The sequence below is a fragment of the Mesorhizobium sp. USDA 4775 genome, assembly GCF_054062655.1.
The window spans coordinates 162027-181345 of the sequence record NZ_JBSSFM010000001.1 but is presented as its reverse complement, the minus strand read 5'-3'; the positions used below and the strand labels follow the sequence as shown (position 1 = coordinate 181345).

The window sequence follows — 19319 nt, the reverse complement described above, 5'->3', positions numbered from 1 at the left end:
GATCCCCCGCGCGTTCCATCACGCAGCCGAGAACCTCGTGAGCCCTGTCGATCGAGAGCCCTGCCGCATCGCCGGTCGGCTGATCCCCTGAAAGCACGGAGTTGCGCGGAGGCGACAGGTCCTGGTCCGGTTCGCCGCCGGAAAGGGCTCCGGAAGGAGGTGCTGGAAAGTTCCCAAAAGCACACAGTTTTGGACATTAGTCTTGACAGAAATACAGATGTTCAATACCCGTCAGGCGAATGAACAAGCCTGCAATGTGGGAGGAATGAGCGGTATGGCTTCCAATATTTCGTTGACGGGCCTTGCCCGCGATCTCGATGAGCGCGGCAAGTCGGGCAAGCCCATCCGCATCGGCCTGATCGGCTCCGGCGAGATGGGAACCGACATCGTCACCCGCGTCGCCCATATGTCCGGCATCGAGATCGGCGCGATCTCGGAACTGAACCTGCCGGCCGCCAGCAAGGCGGTGGACATCGCCTTCCAGGAAACCGGCCATGCGCGTGAAGTGTCGAACGCTTCGGCGATGACGGCTGCCATGGAGGCCGGCAAGGTGGCGGTCACCAATGACGCCAGCCTCGTCATCAACAATGATCTGATCGACGTGGTCATCGACGCGACCGGCGTTCCCGCCGTCGGCGCCGAAATCGGCCTGCGCGCCATGGAACACGGCAAGCATCTGGTGATGATGAATGTCGAGGCCGACGTCACCATCGGCGCCTATTTGAAGAGCGAGGCCGACCGGCTCGGCGTCACCTATTCGCTGGGCGCCGGCGACGAGCCGTCCTCCTGCATGGAGCTGATCGAATTCGTCTCGGCCATGGGCCATCCGATCGTCGCCGCCGGCAAGGGCAAGAACAATCCGCTCAACATCGACGCCACGCCGCCCGCCTATGAGGAAGAGGCCAGGCGCCGGCACATGAATGTGCGCATGCTGGTCGAATTCGTCGATGGCTCGAAGACCATGGTCGAGATGGCGGCGATCGCCAATGCCACCGGGCTGTTGCCCGACAAGGCCGGCATGCACGGCCCGGCGGCGACGCTCGGCGAGCTCTCGAAAGTGCTGGTGCCCGAAAAGGACGGCGGCGTGCTGTCCAGGGTCGGCGTCGTCGACTACTCGATCGGCAAGGGCGTTGCGCCCGGGGTCTTCGTCGTCGCCGACATGTCGCATCCTCGCATTTCGGAGCGCATGGAAGATTTGAAGATGGGCAAGGGCCCGTATTTCACCTTCCACCGCCCCTATCACCTGACCTCGCTCGAAGTGCCGCTGACCTGCGCCCGCGTCGTGCTCTACGGCAAGGCCGACATGGTGCCGCTGGCAAAGCCGGTGGCCGAAGTCGCCGCGGTGGCCAAGAAGGACATGCAGCCCGGCGAGAAGCTCGATGCGATCGGCGAATATTGCTACCGCGCCTGGATCATGACGGCGCCCGAAGCCCATGCCGCCAAGGCCATTCCTTGCGGCCTGCTGCAGGGCGGCTCGGTCACCGCGCCGATCAAGAAGGGCGAGCTCATCACTTATGCCAATGCCGCCCCGGCTCCGGGCTCCAAGATCGCCGAACTGCGCGCCCGCCAGGACAAGCTCGTCTACGGAACCGTGGGAGCCTGATCATGGCCGGAGCCAGCAAAGCCGTCGCGGACAGTCGCGCCAACCTGCCTTTCGTCTATCGCCAGTACAGCGCCCAGCAGCTCAAGCAGGTGCTCTACAAGATGTACCTCATCCGCCGCTTCGAAGAGGGCGCCGAGGAAAGCTACATGCGCGGCCTGATCCACGGCACCATGCACCTGTCGATCGGCCAGGAAGCCAGCGCCATGGGCATCTGCATGCCGCTTGGCGAGGATGACCAGATCACCTCGACGCATCGCGGCCATGGCCACTGCATCGCCAAGGGCGCCGAGGTCAAGCGCATGTTCGCCGAGTTCTTCGGCAAGACCACGGGCTACTGCAAGGGCCGTGGCGGCTCGATGCACATCGCCGATGTCGCCAAGGGCAATCTCGGCGCCAACGGAATTGTCGGCGGCGGCATTCCGATCGCCGTCGGGGCCGCACTCTCCTCCAAGATGATGAAGACCGGCAAGGTCGTCGTCTCCTTCTTCGGCGACGGCGCCAACAATGAAGGCGCCTTCCACGAGGCGCTCAACATGGCGGCGGTCTGGAAGCTGCCGGTCATTTTCGTCTGCGAGAACAATGGCTACGGCATGTCGACGTCGACCGCCCGTTCCACCGCTGTCAAGAACATCGCCGACCGCGCCGCCGCCTATTCGATGCCGGGTGTCATCGTCAACGGCAACATCTTCTCGGAAGTCGCCGAGGCCTCCTACAAGGCCGTCGAGCGTGCCCGCGCCGGCGAGGGGCCGACGTTGATCGAATCCAAGACCTACCGCCATCGCGGCCATTCCAAGAGCGACCGCAACCGCTATCGCACCAAGGAAGAGATCGAGGACTGGATGTCGAACCGCGACCCGATCACGCTGTTCGAGAACGAGCTGCGCGAATTCGGCTTTATCGACGACGAGGGCATCGAGGCCATTCGCAGTGGGGTGGCGCAGGAGATCGCCGACGGCATCGAGTTCGCCAAGGTGAGCCCGTCGCCTGACGTCAGCGAGACCGGAAATTACGTGTATACGGAGCAGGCGTGATGGACGCGATGGTGCGTGAACTGAGCTACGCCCAGGCGATCCAGGAAGCCATGGCGATCGCCATGGACATGGACGAACGCGTCTTCCTGATGGGGGAGGATATTGGCGTCTATGGCGGCGCCTTCCAGGTGACCGGCGATCTGGTCGAGCGCTATGGTACCGAGCGGGTGATCGACACGCCGATCTCGGAACTGGGCGGCGCGGGCGTGGCGGTGGGTGCGGCGCTCACCGGCATGCGGCCGATCTTCGAATTCCAGTTTTCCGATTTCGCCACGCTCGCCATGGAGCAGATCGTCAACCAGGCGGCCAAGATGCGCTTCATGCTGGGCGGCGAGGTTTCGGTTCCCGTGGTGATGCGCTTTCCCGCCGGCTCGGGCACGGGTGCGGCGGCCCAGCACAGCCAGAGCCTGGAAGCCTGGCTCGGCCACGTGCCAGGGCTCAAGGTCATCCAGCCGGCGACGCCCTATGATGCCAAGGGCATGCTTTTGGCGGCGGTCGCCGATCCCGATCCGGTGATGATCTTCGAGCACAAGCTGCTCTACAAGATGAAGGGCCCGGTGCCCGAAGGCTATTACACGGTGCCGATCGGCAAGGCCGACATCCGCCGCGAAGGCCGCGACCTCACCATCGTCGCCACCTCGATCATGGTGCAGAAGGCGCTCGACGCCGCCGCCACGCTGGAAGCCGAAGGCATCGACGTCGAAGTCGTCGATCTCCGCACCATCCGGCCGATGGACAAGCAGACCGTCATCGACAGCGTCAAGAAGACGTCGCGGCTGATGTGCGTCTACGAAGCGGTCAAGACGCTGGGCATCGGCGCCGAGGTCAGCGCGATGATCGCCGAGAGCGAGGCGTTCGACTATCTCGATGCGCCGATCGTGCGGCTGGGCGGCGCCGAGACGCCGATCCCCTACAATCCGGAGCTCGAAAAAGCCACGGTGCCGCAGGTTCCCGACATCATCAGTGCCGCGCGCGACCTCGTCAAAGGGGTTCGCTGAGACATGCCGACCGAAGTCATTCTTCCCAAGGTCGACATGGACATGGCGACCGGACAGATCTCGCGCTGGTTCGCCGAGGAAGGCGCCCGGGTCAAGAAGGGCGACGTGCTGTTCGAGATCGAGACCGACAAGGCAGCCATGGAAATCGACGCGCCGGCCAGCGGCGTGCTGCGCGACGTCACCGGCAAGGAAGGCGTAGACATTCCGGTCGGCGCGCCGGTTGCGTGGATCTATGCCGATGGCGAGGCCTATGGGGCCAAGCAAGACGCGGCTCCGATCTCCCCCCTCGGAGGGGAGATGTCGGCGAAGTTGACAGACGAGGGCGCTGTCCCGCCAACGTCGCATTCTGTCACGCCCCCCTCTGCCCTGCCGGGCATCTCCCCCACAAGGGGAGAGATCGGCCAATCGCCGTCGGGCATACGCGCGACACCGCTTGCCCGACGTCTGGCCCGTGAGGCAGGCCTTGCCCTTGCCAGCATCATCGGCACCGGCCCATACGGCCGCGTGGTCAAGGCGGACATTGACGCGGCGGTTGCCAAGGGCGGAGCCAAGGAAGCACCAGCGGTGGCTCCTTACGCTCCCGCCGCCGCCGCTTCCGCCCCTGCAGTGAAAGCGATGTCGGATGACCAAGTGCTGAAGCTGTTCGAACCCGGCTCCTACGAGTTGGTCCCGCACGACAATATGCGCAAGACCATTGCGCGGCGCCTGGTCGAAGCAAAATCCACCATCCCGCATTTCTACCTGACGCTCGACTGCGAACTCGATGCATTGCTGGCGCTGCGCACGCAGATCAATGCCGCCGCCCCGATGAAGAAAACCGATAAGGGTGAGGCTCCCGCCTACAAGCTGTCGGTCAACGATATGGTCATCAAGGCGATGGCGATGGCCTTGATGGCTGTGCCGGATGCCAATGCCTCGTGGACCGAAAGTGCCATGGTCAAGCACAAGCATGCCGATGTCGGCGTTGCCGTCTCGATCCCCGGCGGCCTGATCACGCCGATCATTCGGCATGCGGACGAAAAGACGCTGTCGACCATCTCCAACGAGATGAAGGATCTGGCGAGCCGCGCCCGCAGCCGCAAGCTGAAGCCGGAGGAGTATCAGGGCGGCACGACGGCGGTCTCCAACCTTGGCATGTTCGGCATCAAGGACTTCGCCGCCGTCATCAACCCGCCGCATGCGACGATCCTGGCGGTCGGCGCGGGTGAGGAGCGGGCTGTGGTCAAGAATGGCGAGATCAAAATCGCCACCGTGATGTCGGTGACCTTGTCGACCGACCATCGCGCTGTCGATGGCGCGCTCGGCGCCGAACTGCTGGTCGCCTTCAAGCGGCTGATCGAGAACCCGATGGGCATGCTGGTCTAGCTTCTTGTTGTAAGCCGGTGCCAAACGTTACGCCGGCTTACGACAGAAAACGACTTGTCAGGCGCCGACCCTTGACCCATCTTCCCCAGTGGATCGCGACCAAGGGAGGCCAAAATGCCTGCATTCGACCCGTCTGACGTCAAAACCTTGTTCGGCAAGGTCATGGGTGCCTCGCCGTCCGACATCAAGCTGGTGGCGCAGCGCCTGCACGACCATGCCTTCGAGCCGCGCATGTCGGCGGAGGAGACCAGGCAGCTTGTCGCTGACCTGGGCTATGACAGCCTCGATGCGTTCTGTGCTGATATCGGCCTGCTGGAGCCGTTTTGGCGTTTCCGGTGAGATGAAACAGGTGTTCACCCTTTTGGCGGCCCAGCGCAAGCGGGTGGCCGAGGCGATCGCCGAATTCGAATCCATGACCCATGTCGGCGTCGAGGATTATTTGCGCGAACGCGGCCTCATCTAAGGTGTATCTATATTCGGGTGAGGTCGGCCTGCAAATGGCAGGACCTCAACCGCCCTTGGCCAGCAGTGCAGTCGCCGTGTCGCTGTCGGTGATCAGCACATTGGTGCTGACCGCCTTGAGCGCGGCCAGGATCGCCGCCACCTTGCGCTTTCCGCCGGCGGCCAGCACGACATTCGGCACCTGGCTCACCACATCGAGACCGATGGCCATGACGCGCCCGTTGACCTCATGGTCGACCAGCCGGCCGGCGGCATCGACGAAGTAGCACAGCATGTTGGCGACCGCGCCTTTCGCCTTCAATGGCGCGATCAGCGATGACGGCACGATCCCGTGGCGAAAGATGGTGGCGTCCGCGGAGATGTCGCCGACGGTGAGCAGTGCGATGTCGGCGGCCGCCGCCCGCTGGCGTACGTCCTGCAGGGTCGGCTGCGCCCACAGGAGGTCGCGAAGCGCGGGATCGTCAACCATCACCGGCGCGGTGATCTGGTAGGAGTCGACCTCGAAGACATCGGCGACCTTGGCGGCGACGATCGACGGGTTGATCCACTGCGAATGCGGCAGGCTGCCGACGAGCGCCACCACCGAGGCGCGCCTCAGCTGCTGGCGGGCGAGGAAGCCCAGGCTTGCATGCAGTGTCGCGCCGCCGCCGATCGCCAGCGTCATGCCGTCGTGCATCTGCTCGCCGAGATAGGCCGCCACGGCATGGCCGATCGCCTTTTCCAGATGCTCATGCGCCGAGGGTGTCGGGATGACCACCGCTGCGTCGAGGCCCCAGCGCTTTTCCAGTTCCCGCTCGAGCGCAACCTGTCCGGCGGTCGGTGCGTTGATCATGGTGACCACGATGCCTTCGGCGGTGCAGGCAGCCAGCGTGCGCATGACCTTCACGCGGGAGACATCGAGCTTCTCGGCGATCTGTTCCTGCGTGAAGCCCTCGACATAGTAGAGCCAGGCCGTCTTGACGTTGAGATCGGACGACGCCATCGGCAGGCGGGCCGGTGTGGGTTTTTCCGTGGGCATCTGTTCTCGTCCCTCATCAGCCATGGCCGACCGCGTCGTCCTCATCGGAGAAACGCCGGCCGGATGTCAACCGGATGCCGGTTTCAGCCAAGCCGATTGTTGCACATCTCTGATCATTTGTAATTGACAATGTACAAATGAACATATTTTGTGGGTTTCACGCGCAGTGTCATCCACCAGTCATATGCGCCGTGCAGGGAGGAAGAGACGGGGAGCCGGCCAGGGGCCGGACCGGTCATGCACAGACAAGACAGGAGGTCTCATGAAGACGCTACTCATCAAACTGCTGGCCAGCCAGTTGGCGCTCGCGGCAATTTTGTTTGCCGGCGTGGCAAACGCCGAAACACTGACGCTCTACACATCGCAGCCGGAAGCCGACGCGGCCAAGACCGTGGACGCCTTCAAGAAGGCGCAGCCCGGCATCGACGTGACCATCTATCGTTCTGGGACCAGCGACATCGTCAGCAAGATGGCGGCCGAGTTCGCCGCCGGCAGCCCGCAACCGGACGTGCTTTTGATCGCCGACGCGGTCTCGATGGAGCTATTGAAGAAGGACGACCGGCTGCTGCCTTATCCCGAAGCCAAGCTCGATGGCATCGAGGCTGATGCCTATGACGCCGACAGGACCTATTTCGGCAGCAAGCTGATCACCACCGGCATCGTCTACAACACCGCGGCTGCTGAAAAGCCGCAGCATTGGACCGATCTTGCCAAGCCCGCCTATGCCGATGGCCTGGTCATGCCGAGCCCGCTCTATTCGGGCGCGGCCGCCTATCTGCTTTCCGGCTTTGCCGGCGATACCAACTTAGGCTGGGATTTCTTCCAGAAGCTGAAGACCAACAACACCGTCAGCGTGCGCGGCAACGGTGCTGTACTGAAGTCGGTGGCATCAGGCGAGAAGCCCTATGGCATCCTCGTCGACTTCATGGCGATGAACGCCAAGAAGAAGGGCTCGCCGGTCGAGTTCGTGTTCCCGAGCGAAGGCGTGCCGGCGGTGACCGAGCCGGTCGCCATCATGAAGACCGCCAAGAATGTCGACGGCGCCAAGAAGTTCGTCGACTTCATTCTGTCGGATGAGGGCCAGAAGCTGGCGCTGTCCATGGGCTACCTGCCGGCGCGTGCCTCGGTCGGCCGTCCCGAATGGTTGCCGGAAGGCGTCAAGGTCAAGGTGATGCCGTTCGACACCAAGGCGATCGTCGCCAAGACCGACGCCGACAAGGCGAAGTTCCAGGAACTGTTCGGCGGCTGAGCCGGCAATCGTGGCGGGATGTCGTCTCGACGGCATCCCGGACCTCAGGAAACACAACCATGCCAACACGCGTCAGGGAAAGCCGGGGCCAGGAAATGGTCCTGACGGCGGCGGTGGCCGTCGTCATCGTGCTGCTTTCGCTGCTGCCCATGCTGCGCCTCATCAAGGAGATCGTGGCACCTGGCGGCACGCTGTCGACCGTGGCCATTGCGGCCGGGCTGAGAAACCCGGCGACCTGGATCGCGACATGGCATACGCTGGTCGTCGGCATCGGCGGCACCTTGCTTGCGGTGCTGTCGGGAACGCTGGTGGCGGTGCTGGTCTCGCTGACCGACATACGCGGCCGCAGCGCCCTGGTACTCTGCTACGTCATGCCGCTGATGATCGCGCCGCAGGTCACGGCGCTGGCCTGGCTGCAACTGTTCGGCCCGGCAAGCCCATTCCTCAAGCTGTTCGGAGCGGCACCGCCGCTCGGCACGAAAAACCCGCTTTACTCGACGTCAGGCATCATTCTGCTGCTTGGCGTCCAATATGGCCCGCTGGTGTTCCTGCTGGTGCGTGCCGGCCTGCGCAAGCTGCCGCGCGAACTGGTCGAGGCCGCGCGCGCCGGCGGCGCGGGCTGGTTCACCGTGCTGGTCACCATCGTTCTGCCCTTGATGACGCCGTCGATCATGGCGGCCGCGGCACTCGCCTTCGTGTCCTGCGTCGGCAATTTCGGCATTCCGGCTTTCCTCGGCATTCCCGCCAACTACCTGGTGCTGCCGACCCTTATCTATCAGAAGCTGGCCGGCGGTGGTCCGGCCGTGCTCGGCGAGACCGCGTTCCTATCGGCTCTGATCGGCGTTATCGCCATGGCCGGCATTCTCGCCCAGGAGGTGATGAGCCGCCGCCGCGACTACCGTATCTCTTTGACATCGTTGCCGGCCGAACCCTACGAACTCGGTCGCTGGCGGGCTATTGTCCAGGCCTGCATGTGGCTGCTGATCGTGCTGGTGCTGTTCCTGCCGCTGTTCGGGCTGGTGCTGACCTCATTGGTACCGGGCTATGGCATCGCGCTCACCGCCAAGACGGTGACGCTCGACAATTATCGTTTCGTGCTGTTCGAGCATGACGCCGCCAACCGCGCCTTCTTCAACAGTTTCTGGCTGTCGATCGCGGCCGCATTCTTCGCGGTCGTGGTCGCCGTGCCGGTCGGCTATCTCATCGCCTGGGGCAGGCAGCGCTGGGTACGGCTGCTCAATCTGGCGGTCGAACTGCCCTATGCCTTGCCCGGCGTGGTGCTGGCGATCGCCTCGCTGCTGCTCTTCCTCAGGCCGATCCCACTGACCGGCATCCAACTCTACAACACGGTCTGGATCATCCTCTACGCCTACCTCGCCCGCTTCCTGGTGTTGGCGCTGCGGCCGACCATCAGCGGCTATCACCAGATCGACCGGGCGCTGGAGGAGGCCGCGCAGGTGGCGGGCGCTGGCCTGTTCACGCGCATGCGCACCATCATCTTTCCACTGGTCGCGCCGGCAGCGATCGCCGGTGGTCTGCTGATCTTCATGACGGCGCTCAGCGAACTCACCGTCTCGGCGCTGCTGTGGTCGTCAGGCTCGGAGACGATCGGCGTGGTGATGTTTTCCTTCGAACAGGGCGGCGATTCCAACTACGCGGCGGCGATGTCGGTCATCACGGTCGCGGTCACCTTCGTGCTGATGCTGGTGACCAATCTGCTTGCCCCCTACCTTCCCAGCGGAGTGCTGCCATGGCGCGACTGAGCCTGGACCATGTGACCAAGAGCTTCGCCAACTTCGACGCCGTGAAGGACGTCTCGATCGACGTTGCCGATGGCGAGTTCCTGGCCGTGCTTGGACCGTCCGGCTGCGGCAAGACGACGTTGCTCAGGCTCGTCGCCGGATTCGAGAAAGTGACTTCGGGAGAGATCCGCATCGGCAGCGATGTCGTGTCGAGCAGCGTCGGCAGCGTCGCGCCGGAAAAGCGGCGCGTCGGCATCGTCTTCCAGAACTATGCTCTGTGGCCGCACATGACGGTGGCCGAGAATATCGGCTATTCGATGAAGGTGGCGAAGCTCGACAAGACCGTCGCGCGCCAGAAGGTCGAGGACGCGCTGGCTCTGGTCAATTTGCAGGGACTGGGCCAGCGCAGGCCGGCCAATCTTTCCGGCGGTCAGCGCCAGCGCGTGGCGCTGGCGCGCTGTCTTGTCGCCGCACCGTCGCTGGTGCTGTTCGACGAGCCGCTCGCCAATCTCGACGTGCATCTGAGAGCCTCGATGGAGGACGAGTTCGCCGCCTTTCACAAGCGCACAGGCACGACCATCGTCTACATCACCCACGATCAGGCCGAGGCGATGGCGCTGGCCGACCGCATCGCGGTGATGGACCATGGCCGCGTGGCGCAACTGGCGACACCGCGTGAACTCTATCATGAGCCGGCAAATGAGATGGTCGCCTCCTTTATCTCGCAAGGCATCCTGCTGCCGGCGGATGTCCTGACGGGCGAAGACGGCGGCCATTGCAAGGTCAGGGCTCTGGGAACCGAGCTGGTGGTCCGCTGCCGCCCCGGCGAGCGGCCGCGTGCGGGTGCCAAGATCTGCTGCCGGTCGGCCGACCTTGACGTCTCACCGCATGGGCCAGGCTTCGATGGCCTCGTCAAACGGGTGATCTACCAGGGTGGCGCCGCACGCATCGAATTCACCCCTGCCGCGGGGCCTGACCTCACCTTGCATTTCGAGCAGCCAGACCCGGTTACGCTGGAGAGTGGAGCCCAGGCACGCCTGCGCATAAGATCCGGCTGGCTGATCCCGGTGGGGACGGCCTCGTGATGATGCTCGATCTGCTTGGCGGCTTTGGGGAAAAGGGCCGCACCAGCCTCGCCGTCAGCAGCGGCGGCGACCGCATCCTGCTCGATATCGGCGTCAAGGTCGGCGCCTCCGGCGCGGAATATTATCCGGCGCTCGACGGTCGGGTCGACGACATCGATGCACTCTTCGTCTCGCACGCCCATGAGGATCATATCGGTGCGCTGAGTTGGCTGTTGTCGCGCGGCTATGCCGGCCCGATCTTCATGACGGCCGAGACGCGCGATGAGGCTGCGGCCACGCTTGCCGCCTATGCCGATCCGGGGGATTTCAAGCGCTTTCCGTTTCCAGCCAATCGCATCGAGCTCTTCGAACCCGGCGATACGCTGAAGAGTGGAAATCTCACGATCGGGACCGGGCGATCCGGGCATGTCGTGGGCGGCGTCTGGTTCGCCGTCGATGATGGCAAAAGCCGCGCCGCCTATTCCGCCGATGTCGTGCCGGACAGCAATGTGTTTGTCATGGACACGATCCCGCATTGCGATCTTCTGGTCTTCGATGCCTCCTACGGCGCCGATCCCGTGCCGGGGGCTGCGCGGGCGCAAGAAATTTCTGAATGGGTAGCGCGTCATCCGCGGGGATGTCTGCTGCCGACGCCGCTGTCGGGGCGGTCGCTGGAATTGATCGCGGCGCTGCCGGGCCCATTCGCCATCCATGCCGGCATGCGTTCGTCGCTGGCGGGGCAGATCGGGGCCACAGCGGCTTTGTTGCCGGGCGTTTCCGAGCACCTGCGTGCCCGCTTGGCGAGTGCTGCGGACTGGACCGATGCCGATCCCCTGCCGTCGCTGCCGTTGCTGGCCGATGACGGCATGGGCGAGGCCGGCCCGTCGTCGCGGCTGTTGCCGCGTGCCGACGATGCCGGGTTTCCCGTGCTGCTCACCGGACATTTGCCGGCAGGTTCTCCTGGCGATCTGCTGCACAGAGCCGGTCGGGCGGATTGGGTGCGCATGCCCACCCATCCAACGCTGTCGGGCAATGTCGAAATATGGGAGAAGGCAGGACGGCCTGAAGCGCTCGGCCATTCCTGCGTTGCCGATCTTCTCGATGACCTCAAAAGCCACATCCCGTCGCTGCGCACGCAATGCCGTACCGGCCAGCGCATCACGGTGCCGCAAGGAAGCAAAGAATGAGAATCCTGATCTGCAACGATGACGGCATCGAAGCGCCGGGACTTGCCCGTCTCGTCAACGCCGCCGGCGGGCTGAGCGACGATGTCTGGGTCGTCGCGCCCGATGGCAAGCGCACCGCCGCCGGCTCGTCGCTGACGATCGCGAGGCCGCTGACGATGCGGCGCGTCAAGCCGAACTGGTACTCCTGCTCCGGCACGCCGGCCGATTGCGTGGTCAGCGCGATGACGTGGCTGTTTGCCGACGCGAGGAAACCGGACCTGTTATTGGCGGGTGTCAATGACGGCCGCAACGTCGCCGAGGATCTCGCCTATTCCGGGACGCTCGGCATTGCCCGGGAGGCGACCTTCTGGGGCGTCCCGGCGATCGGCTTTTCGCGCGTGAAGAATCCTGAGTTCACCGATAGGGACGATCCATGGCTTGGCGCGCTGATCGCCTCGCTGTGGCAGTCGCGCGCCGGCTGGGCGACAGAAGGCCATTGGTTGAGCGTCAACCTGCCGACCGCGCTGCCGGCCGAGATCCGGCAGCCACGCATCGGCCGTGACAAGATCGGCCGCACGGCCGAGATCGTGGAAAGCGATGGCGATCGCACCGTCATCACCGTGCCGCGCGGGCGCGCTCATGCGAGCGAGCCGGGCGACGAGAACGAGGCGATCGATACCGGATACGTCTGCATCAACAGGCTGAACTGGTTTGGCGAAACGCGGCTGGACGAACGGTATGTAGGCGGGATTCTGGACTGATCTTCCTGTGTGCGACCATCCCGATCACCAAGCTGTCAGCGGCTAAACCGCGCCAATCCGATGCCTGTGCTTGAAGCCGCCGCTATTTCATTCCACATCGGGCGCAATGAACGGCAAGATACGAGAGTGGTTTCGCAATTGGCGATGGGCTTTGGCCGCATCGCTGATCCTGCATGCCTTGACCGGAGCGTTCTTGTTCTTTGGCGTGCCGAGATCCGAGCAGCAGACGGAACAGCAGGAACAACCCGTCAATGTCGCGATTGTGCCGCCGCCCGAGAAGCCCAAGCCGAAACCTGCCCCAAAGCCAGCGGAGCCGACACCCGAAAAGAAGGCTGAAAAGCCGCCTGAACAAAAGCCGCCTCCGGAGCCCCCGAAACTGCCAGACGACCATGTTCTGAAGCGCGTCTTCCAGTACGGCCAGAAAGATACCGGGCCGGAGAAATCGCTCGACGGAAGCAGCGCTAAACCCAACACGCCGTCACCGGCCAAGGATGAGGCGGCGAAGCCGCCTATAACACCGACACCCGCGCCGACCCAGCCCGCCCCGGCCGCAACGCCACAGCAGAAGGCAGAGCCCAGCAAGCCTGACGAGAAGCCGGCCACCATTGCGCCGGACGAAAAGCCCGCGCAAGGCGAGGAAAAGCAGGAGGCCGCCGCGCCGGACGCCAAACCTGCGCAAAGCGAGGAGAAGCAGGCGACCGAGGACGCTGACAAACAGCAGCCGGACAAACAGGAGCTCGCACCGCAACCCGCCGAAAAGCAAGCGGTTGTGACGCCAAAGCCATTGGCGGCTGAGACTGGTGCTAAGCCAGCGCCTCCAGCCTCAGCTGGAAAGGCAAAGCCTGCCAAGACGTTGACGTTCAAACCCGCAAGAGCCTTCAAAGCGCCGATCGGGAACGCTGGAAGGTCAAATCCCACCAACAACGATGTTGCAGGATCGCCAATCTATTCCGGCCTTCCGGGCGTCAGAAAGCTTTACTCGCAGGGAGCAACCGGCAATGCCTTCGCCACAAGCTCCATGGAGAATGTGCCGCGCGGTCAGCGTGTGGCCAGCCTTTGCGGCAATGTTCTGAGCCAGGAACTGCAAAGTGCCGACTATTCGGTCAAATGGGTGCCAACCATTACGCTGGACAAAGGCAATGTTCTGAACCCTGGTCAAGCGGCCTTCAGCACCAGAAACACTTGGTACAATCTAAACTTCCGATGTGAAGTCGACCCCGATGCGACGAGGGTCCTATCCTTCAACTTCCGTGTGGGGTCATTAGTCCCGCCTGGTGAATGGGCCAGCCGTGGATTCACCAAGTATCCGCTGAATTAGGCCGGCACGCCAAGCAGGGACAATTGCCGGCTAATTTCTTGCCAGTCGGCGCAGACGAAATCGGCACCGGCAGCCGTCAGCCACAGCGGTGTGCTCGGCATAGGTGTGGCCGCCGCCGGTGTCGCCGATCGCCGTCATGCCCAACTTGAACAGTTGGACGTGAACGGATAGCGAACACTGTCCGTTAAGCCATTGAATTCATTTGCCTTGAATTTCGGGCGCGAAAATGTGTGGTAACAACATTTGTGCTGTTTGCTCTGTTTTGTCTGGATTTGACGGCATTTATTTACTAACAACGCTGGCATGTTTGTCGTTGAGAGAGTCGCGCGCGGCCATCGCTATCTCTACCTCGTGGAAAGTGTCCGCGACGGCAAAACCGTTCGCCAGCGCACGATAAAGGCACTGGGCCGCAAGGATGCGCTGGTTGCCAGCGGCGAACTTGACAGATTGGCGGCCTCGATTGCGCGCCATGGCGAACGCAGCCTCATCCTGTCCGACATTGACGCGGGGCGGATTGCCTCTCGCCGCATTGGCGGTCCGCTGTTGTTCGGGCGGCTGTGGCAGCGGCTCGGGATTGGCGATGTGCTGGAAGAGGTGCTGGAAGGGCGCCAGTTCGGCTTTGCGGTGGAACGGGCGGTGTTCATTGGCACGTTGCATCGGCTGTTCGTGTCGGGCTCGGACCGCGACTGCGCGAACTGGATGGCCGATTATGGTATCGAGGGCGCCGAGGGTCTGGCGCTCCATCACTTTTACCGGGCCATGGCGTGGCTGGGCGAGGAACGCGGCGAAAAGGCGCAAGGCGCGCTGGTGGCGCGCTGCGTGAAAGACGTGATCGAGGAAAAGCTCTTCGCGCGCCGGCAGGACCTGTTCACCGACCTCAGCCTTGTGTTCATGGACACAACCTCGTTATCCTTCTACGGCGCGGGCGGCGAGACGCTGGGCAAGCGCGGGCATTCCAAGGACTTCCGCCCCGATCTGGCGCAAATGATCCTGGCGCTGGTCGTTGATGGCGAGGGCCGGCCGATCTGCACCGAGATGGTGCCTGGCAACACCGCTGACGTGACCGTCCTGTTGCCGGTGGTCGATCGGCTGCGAACGCGCTTCGGCGTCACACGCGCCTGCGTTGTCGCCGATCGCGGCATGATCAGCGCCGATACCATCGCCGCGCTCGAAAAGCTGGGCATGGAATACATTCTGGGGGCCCGCGAACGCTCGAGCAGCGTGATCCACAACGTCGTGCTCAATGACACGGCGCCGATGGTTCCGCTCGTTCTCGAGCGCCAGCGCGGTGAAACTCAGTTGTGGGTCAAAGAGGTCAAGTTCGGTAAAGACCGCTACATCGTCAGCCGCAATGACGCCGAGGCCGAGAAGGACAAGGCCGACCGCCAGGCGATCATCGCCGGCCTCGAGGCACAGCTCAAGAAGGGCGACAAGGCACTGGTCGGCAACTCGGCCTACCGGCGTTACCTCAAGGCCGGCGGCAAGAACTTCAAGATCGATGTCGGCAAGCTTGCCGAGGAAGCCCGCTACGACGGTATCACCGTGGTGCGGACCAACGCGAAGGTGACCCCGCTCCAGGCCGTGCTGCGGTATCGCGATTTGCTCGAGGTCGAGAGCCTGTTCCGCGCCGCCAAGGCAACCTTCAATACCCGGCCGATCTTCCACCAATCCGATGCCGCCATCCGCGGGCATGTGTTCTGCTCGTTCCTGGCGCTCGTGCTCAGCAAGGAACTGCGCCGCCTCTGCCGGGCCAAAGGCCTGACGCCCGAATGGCAGCCGCTCCTACGCGATCTCGATCGCCTCCAGGAAGCCACCATCGAAAAGGATGGTCGCATCGTCACAACCAGAACTCACGTCACCGGCCAAGTGGGCAACGTCTTCAAGGCAGCTGGCATCGCTCTGCCACACAACCTCGACGAACAACTCGCCTGAGATCCCCCCAAAATGTAGTGGTAACACGCGCCGGCGCGCGCCTAACATGCTGACTTAATGACATATTCTCACAGGCGGTGTTTAAGTCGGGTCATGCCGGCGGCAACCGCGGCCTGGATGCCGACGGACCAATCCTCGATGACGATGCAGCCGGCCGGATTGGCACTCATCCCGGCGGCGAACTGGCTGATCTCAGGTCTTGCTGGATCGGATCGTGCGCAGCCGCTTGTTGAGCCGCCACAGCGACTTGGCCAGGCTGCCCTGGGTGTGGTGATCCAAATCGACAAGCTGTCAGCGGCTATATGCGCAAATCCAGTGCTTATGCTTGAAGCCGCCGCTATTTCATTCCACATCGGTCAGGATGAAGGGCGAGACAGAAGAACGGCGTCGGTATCTGTTGTGGGGTATTTCCGCATCGCTGATCCTGCACGTGCTTGCCGCGGCACTCCTTGTGTATGGCCTGCCCGTGCCTCCCCAACAGCCGCGCGAGGAGCAGCCAGTCAATGTCGCGATCGTGCCTGCGCCCGATCAGCCAAAGCCGAAACCCGTTCCGCCGGCGCCAAAGCCACCGGAACCGAAGGTTGAAAAGCCACCTGAGCAGAAAGTTGAAAAACAACCTCCGCCGGAGAAGCAGTCTCAGAAGCCACCGCCAGGCGAGGTCCTGAAGCCTGTTTTTCAGTTCGGCGACAAGGATACCGGCCCGAGGAAATCCCTGGACGGGGCCAGCGCTCAGGACAGTTCGCCGTCTCCGGCCAAGGATGACGATTCGAAGCCGCCTGTCGTGCCGAAGCCTGCAGACAGCCAACCTGTCACGCCGGCAGACTCCGAGCAGCAGGCCGCTTCAAGCGCCGAGATGGATAAACAACAGGCAGCCAAACAGCAGCCAGACAAGCAGGCGGCGCTCGACGCCGCCAAGCAACAGGGCGCGGCACCAGCGCCTTTGGCTGCCGATAGCGGCGGCGAGATCGAGCTTCCCACAACGGCCGAGGCACCAAAGCCCAAACCCGCAAATGCGCCGAAGCCCAGCCCTTCAAAGGCCTCGAAGTCTGCATCTCGGAACAACTCGGGCCTTCCGGGTGTTCGTAGGCTTTACTCGCAGGGCGCTACCGGCGATGCGCTGGCCACGACCGCGATGGGCGGGGTGCCTCGCGGTCAGCGTGCGGCCAAACTTTGCGCCAGCGCGTTGCAGCAGGAATTGCTGGATGCTTCCTATTTTCCCAAATGGGTACCATCTATTCCGTTGAAGGTGGGCAATATTCTAGACGCCCCGGATGTCGCTTTCAGCACGACAACCACATGGTACCATCTGGGCTTTCGGTGCGAGGTCGACACCGATGCGACGAGGGTCCTATCCTTCAACTTCCGCGTGGGGGCACTAATCCCGCCCAGCGAATGGGCCGGTCTTAGACTACCCAGTCCCTACTAGTGCGTTTCACCGCTTCATGGAAACGGCGAAGTTCTCTAACTCTTTGTTTTGACGCAATTCCGGACGGAAAACCGCTCGCGCTTTTCTGGAATTTCTCTAGATCAGGCCGGCACGCCGAGCCCGGACAATTGCCGGCTAATTTCTTGCCAGTCCGCGCAGACGAAATCGGCACCGGCCGCCGTCAGCCGCGCGGCGTGGTCGGCATAGGTGTGGCCGCCGCCGGTGTAGCCGATCGCCTTCATGCCGGCGGCAACCGCGCCCTGGATGCCGAATGGCGAATCCTCGATGACGATGCAGTCGGCCGGATCGGCGCCCATCCTGGCGGCGGCGAACAGGAAGATGTCGGGCGCCGGCTTGCCGTTCTTGACCATGGAGGAGCTGTAGATCGCCTCGCCGAAGAACTGCGCCAGCCCAGTGACGGCCAGGCTGTGGTTGATGCGCTCGATGGAGGATGACGAGGCGACGCAGCGGTCGCCCTCGATCGTTTCCAGAAACGCCGCGATTCCTGGCGTCGGCTTCAATTCCTCGGTGAACAGGATCTTGGTCTCGGACCAGATGTCGCCGTCGGCGGCAGCGGGAAACTGATGGCCGGTCAATTCCCTGATCCTGGCGATGATGTCGGACTGCTTCATGCCGACGCATTGGGCAATGATGCCGCCATGGACGCCGGGCATGCCGTGCTTTTCATAGACGCGTTCGTAGGCCCTGGCGGCCAGCGGCTCGCTGTCGACGAGAACACCGTCGCAATCGAAAATGATAGGCCTTGGTCGCGGCACGCGCTTGTCTCCTCACGTCAAATTTCGCACATCGCTATCGGCAAAAAGTCAAATGTTCAATAGTGCGATGTCTTGAGCGCGTTCTGGGGCTGAAACGGCGGGGCAGTCAAAGCTGGCGCAGCGCATCGCTTGCGCGGCCGGATCCGAGCGCCCGTTGCATGGCTTGCCGGGACTGAGCGCGGTCCGGCGTGATCCAGTTCGGCTCCGCACCCAGGAAGCGGTCGAGGAACGCCACCGCATAGGCCGGCATCTCGGTGACGTTTTCGCGATAGGACCACCAGGTGCGCAGATCGTCGGCGCATTTGTCGATGCTGGGCGCCTTGCCGAACTCCTGCTCATAGATCGCCGAAATCACCGAGACGCAGTAATTGGTGTAGAGAAAACCTTCCGGCCAAAAGCGGATGATTTCCAGCGTGCCGGCATTGTGATCCGTTTCGATGAGTTGCGCGAGGCCGGAGATTTCCCTGGCCGGCGCCTGTTTGATCAGCTCGCGCAGCACGAGGCCGGCGGCAAAGACGATGAAGTCGGCGCGGTCGATCGCGGCGAAGCGCTTCTGCGCTTCCATGATCTCGACCCAGTCGAGAAAAGCTCGGGTCAGCTTTGCCTCGTCGATCTCGAAACGCACGCCGAACGTGTCCGAGACCACCTTGGCGCTGCCGCGGAAAGTGGCGCGAAACCAGCGCAGCTGCCGCAAGCGGTGGCGCAGGTCGGGCATAAGGGCCAGTTCATCCCTGAAGGGCAGTTCCATTTCATGCATCCCGTTTGACGACAGGCTAGCACAGCCATGCCGCCGCCGAAATCGGCAGAGGGCTCTGTGGATGGCGTGGCGGAGGCCAATATCATACATATTGACATTTGCGGAAACAAATGTTCTCACTTTGCTGTTGTCGTGCGCCGGTCCAAGGTGCGGCTCAACATAGGCTTCGGGAGGAGAACCGAATGGCGATTTGGCAGTGGGGACTGCTTCTGCTGGTTATTGTGTGGGCGCTGCAGTCGCTCGGCGTCTGGCTGCAGATGCGGCACTATTCGGATGTCTTCCGGGGCGTCACCGACCAGTACAAGGATGGCTTCGTCGGAGCCGGCAATTTTCGCGGCCGGCTGGCCAAGGGCACCATCGCGCTCGTCGTGGTAACGCCCGACCTGATCGTGCGCCGCCTGATGGTGATGAGCGGCCGGTCCGTCTTCACCAAGTTCAAAAGACATGAAGAATTCGAGGGCGTTCCCCTCGATCGAGTCCGGTCCAACCCTGCGATCATGGGGGAGGGGGAACCCGGTGTGGCCGAGGCCGTGAAGCGGGCGATCGAACAGATCGACAAAGCACGGTCGGAGCCGGGGAAGAAGCCGGGCCTGGCCGGCTTGAACATAGCTAGGGCTTAGAGGACGCCGCGCACCGACTGGGATAACCGGC

The 19319-nt window shown here is 63.2% G+C and carries 18 protein-coding genes; 15 read left to right on the top strand and 3 right to left on the bottom strand.

Features of this window, described 5'->3' with window-relative positions; translation table 11 throughout:
• Positions 1-274: 274 nt before the first annotated feature.
• The 6 genes from ACVILI_RS00895 to ACVILI_RS00870 all read left to right on the top strand — a co-directional run bounded on the left by ACVILI_RS00895 (position 275) and on the right by ACVILI_RS00870 (position 5460).
• A complete protein-coding gene (locus ACVILI_RS00895) occupies positions 275-1603 on the top strand; it encodes an NAD(P)H-dependent oxidoreductase (protein ID WP_240564996.1) in 1329 nt (442 codons plus the stop codon).
• 2 nt (positions 1604-1605) lie between these two features.
• Positions 1606-2634: a thiamine pyrophosphate-dependent dehydrogenase E1 component subunit alpha gene (locus tag ACVILI_RS00890; RefSeq protein ID WP_038650032.1), complete on the top strand. Its 1029-nt coding sequence runs from the start codon at positions 1606-1608 to the stop codon at positions 2632-2634.
• Complete coding sequence (locus tag ACVILI_RS00885) at positions 2634-3632, top strand: alpha-ketoacid dehydrogenase subunit beta (protein ID WP_019861532.1); 999 nt, start codon at positions 2634-2636, stop codon at positions 3630-3632. The genes ACVILI_RS00890 and ACVILI_RS00885 overlap by 1 nt, the downstream gene beginning before the upstream one ends.
• Before the next feature lie 3 nt (positions 3633-3635).
• A complete protein-coding gene (locus tag ACVILI_RS00880) occupies positions 3636-4997 on the top strand; it encodes a pyruvate dehydrogenase complex dihydrolipoamide acetyltransferase (RefSeq protein ID WP_019861531.1) in 1362 nt (453 codons plus the stop codon).
• Positions 4998-5111: 114 nt separating this feature from the next.
• Positions 5112-5336 carry a hypothetical protein gene (locus ACVILI_RS00875; RefSeq protein WP_240564997.1) on the top strand — a complete coding sequence of 75 codons (225 nt, stop codon included), beginning with the start codon at positions 5112-5114 and terminating at the stop codon, positions 5334-5336.
• Between the two features lies 1 nt (position 5337).
• The gene (locus tag ACVILI_RS00870) at positions 5338-5460 is read left to right on the top strand and encodes a hypothetical protein (protein ID WP_276315460.1); all 123 of its coding nucleotides are present in this window, start codon (positions 5338-5340) and stop codon (positions 5458-5460) included.
• Positions 5461-5505: 45 nt separating this feature from the next.
• Here ACVILI_RS00870 and ACVILI_RS00865 read toward each other — a convergent pair whose 3' ends face one another.
• Positions 5506-6477, bottom strand: a complete 972-nt coding sequence (locus ACVILI_RS00865; RefSeq protein ID WP_240564998.1) for a sugar-binding transcriptional regulator — start codon at positions 6475-6477, stop codon at positions 5506-5508.
• A gap of 262 nt (positions 6478-6739) precedes the next feature.
• Between ACVILI_RS00865 and ACVILI_RS00860 the strand changes: the two genes are divergently transcribed.
• The 8 genes from ACVILI_RS00860 to ACVILI_RS00825 all read left to right on the top strand — a co-directional run bounded on the left by ACVILI_RS00860 (position 6740) and on the right by ACVILI_RS00825 (position 17135).
• Entirely contained in the window at positions 6740-7726 is a 987-nt protein-coding gene (locus tag ACVILI_RS00860; RefSeq protein WP_038650029.1) for an ABC transporter substrate-binding protein, read from the top strand.
• Positions 7727-7785: 59 nt separating this feature from the next.
• Positions 7786-9489, top strand: a complete 1704-nt coding sequence (locus ACVILI_RS00855; RefSeq protein WP_457102283.1) for an ABC transporter permease — start codon at positions 7786-7788, stop codon at positions 9487-9489.
• Positions 9477-10553, top strand: coding sequence for an ABC transporter ATP-binding protein (locus tag ACVILI_RS00850; protein WP_038650024.1), 1077 nt, complete (start codon positions 9477-9479; stop codon positions 10551-10553). Before ACVILI_RS00855 ends, ACVILI_RS00850 begins: the two co-directional genes overlap by 13 nt.
• Positions 10553-11719, top strand: a complete 1167-nt coding sequence (locus tag ACVILI_RS00845) for an MBL fold metallo-hydrolase (protein ID WP_019861524.1) — start codon at positions 10553-10555, stop codon at positions 11717-11719. Before ACVILI_RS00850 ends, ACVILI_RS00845 begins: the two co-directional genes overlap by 1 nt.
• Entirely contained in the window at positions 11716-12459 is a 744-nt protein-coding gene (locus ACVILI_RS00840; RefSeq protein ID WP_240564999.1) for a 5'/3'-nucleotidase SurE, read from the top strand. Before ACVILI_RS00845 ends, ACVILI_RS00840 begins: the two co-directional genes overlap by 4 nt.
• 106 nt (positions 12460-12565) lie before the next feature.
• Positions 12566-13777 (top strand): DUF930 domain-containing protein, encoded by a 1212-nt coding sequence (locus ACVILI_RS00835; RefSeq protein ID WP_457102733.1) that lies wholly within the window; start codon positions 12566-12568, stop codon positions 13775-13777.
• Positions 13778-14080: 303 nt separating this feature from the next.
• Positions 14081-15709 carry an IS1634 family transposase gene (locus ACVILI_RS00830; protein ID WP_038655116.1) on the top strand — a complete coding sequence of 543 codons (1629 nt, stop codon included), beginning with the start codon at positions 14081-14083 and terminating at the stop codon, positions 15707-15709.
• Positions 15710-16070: 361 nt separating this feature from the next.
• Positions 16071-17135: a DUF930 domain-containing protein gene (locus ACVILI_RS00825; protein ID WP_038650017.1), complete on the top strand. Its 1065-nt coding sequence runs from the start codon at positions 16071-16073 to the stop codon at positions 17133-17135.
• 101 nt (positions 17136-17236) lie between these two features.
• On the opposite strand, the gene ACVILI_RS00820 is transcribed toward ACVILI_RS00825, so the two are convergent.
• Together ACVILI_RS00820 and ACVILI_RS00815 are read right to left on the bottom strand one after the other, a co-directional pair.
• Positions 17237-17911, bottom strand: coding sequence for an HAD family hydrolase (locus ACVILI_RS00820; RefSeq protein WP_038650014.1), 675 nt, complete (start codon positions 17909-17911; stop codon positions 17237-17239).
• A gap of 106 nt (positions 17912-18017) precedes the next feature.
• A complete protein-coding gene (locus ACVILI_RS00815; protein WP_038653435.1) occupies positions 18018-18659 on the bottom strand; it encodes a hypothetical protein in 642 nt (213 codons plus the stop codon).
• A gap of 191 nt (positions 18660-18850) precedes the next feature.
• Here ACVILI_RS00815 and ACVILI_RS00810 point away from each other — a divergent pair, with 191 nt between their 5' ends.
• Positions 18851-19288, top strand: a complete 438-nt coding sequence (locus tag ACVILI_RS00810) for a transcriptional regulator GutM (RefSeq protein WP_027047457.1) — start codon at positions 18851-18853, stop codon at positions 19286-19288.
• The last annotated feature ends 31 nt before the right edge of the window (positions 19289-19319 follow it).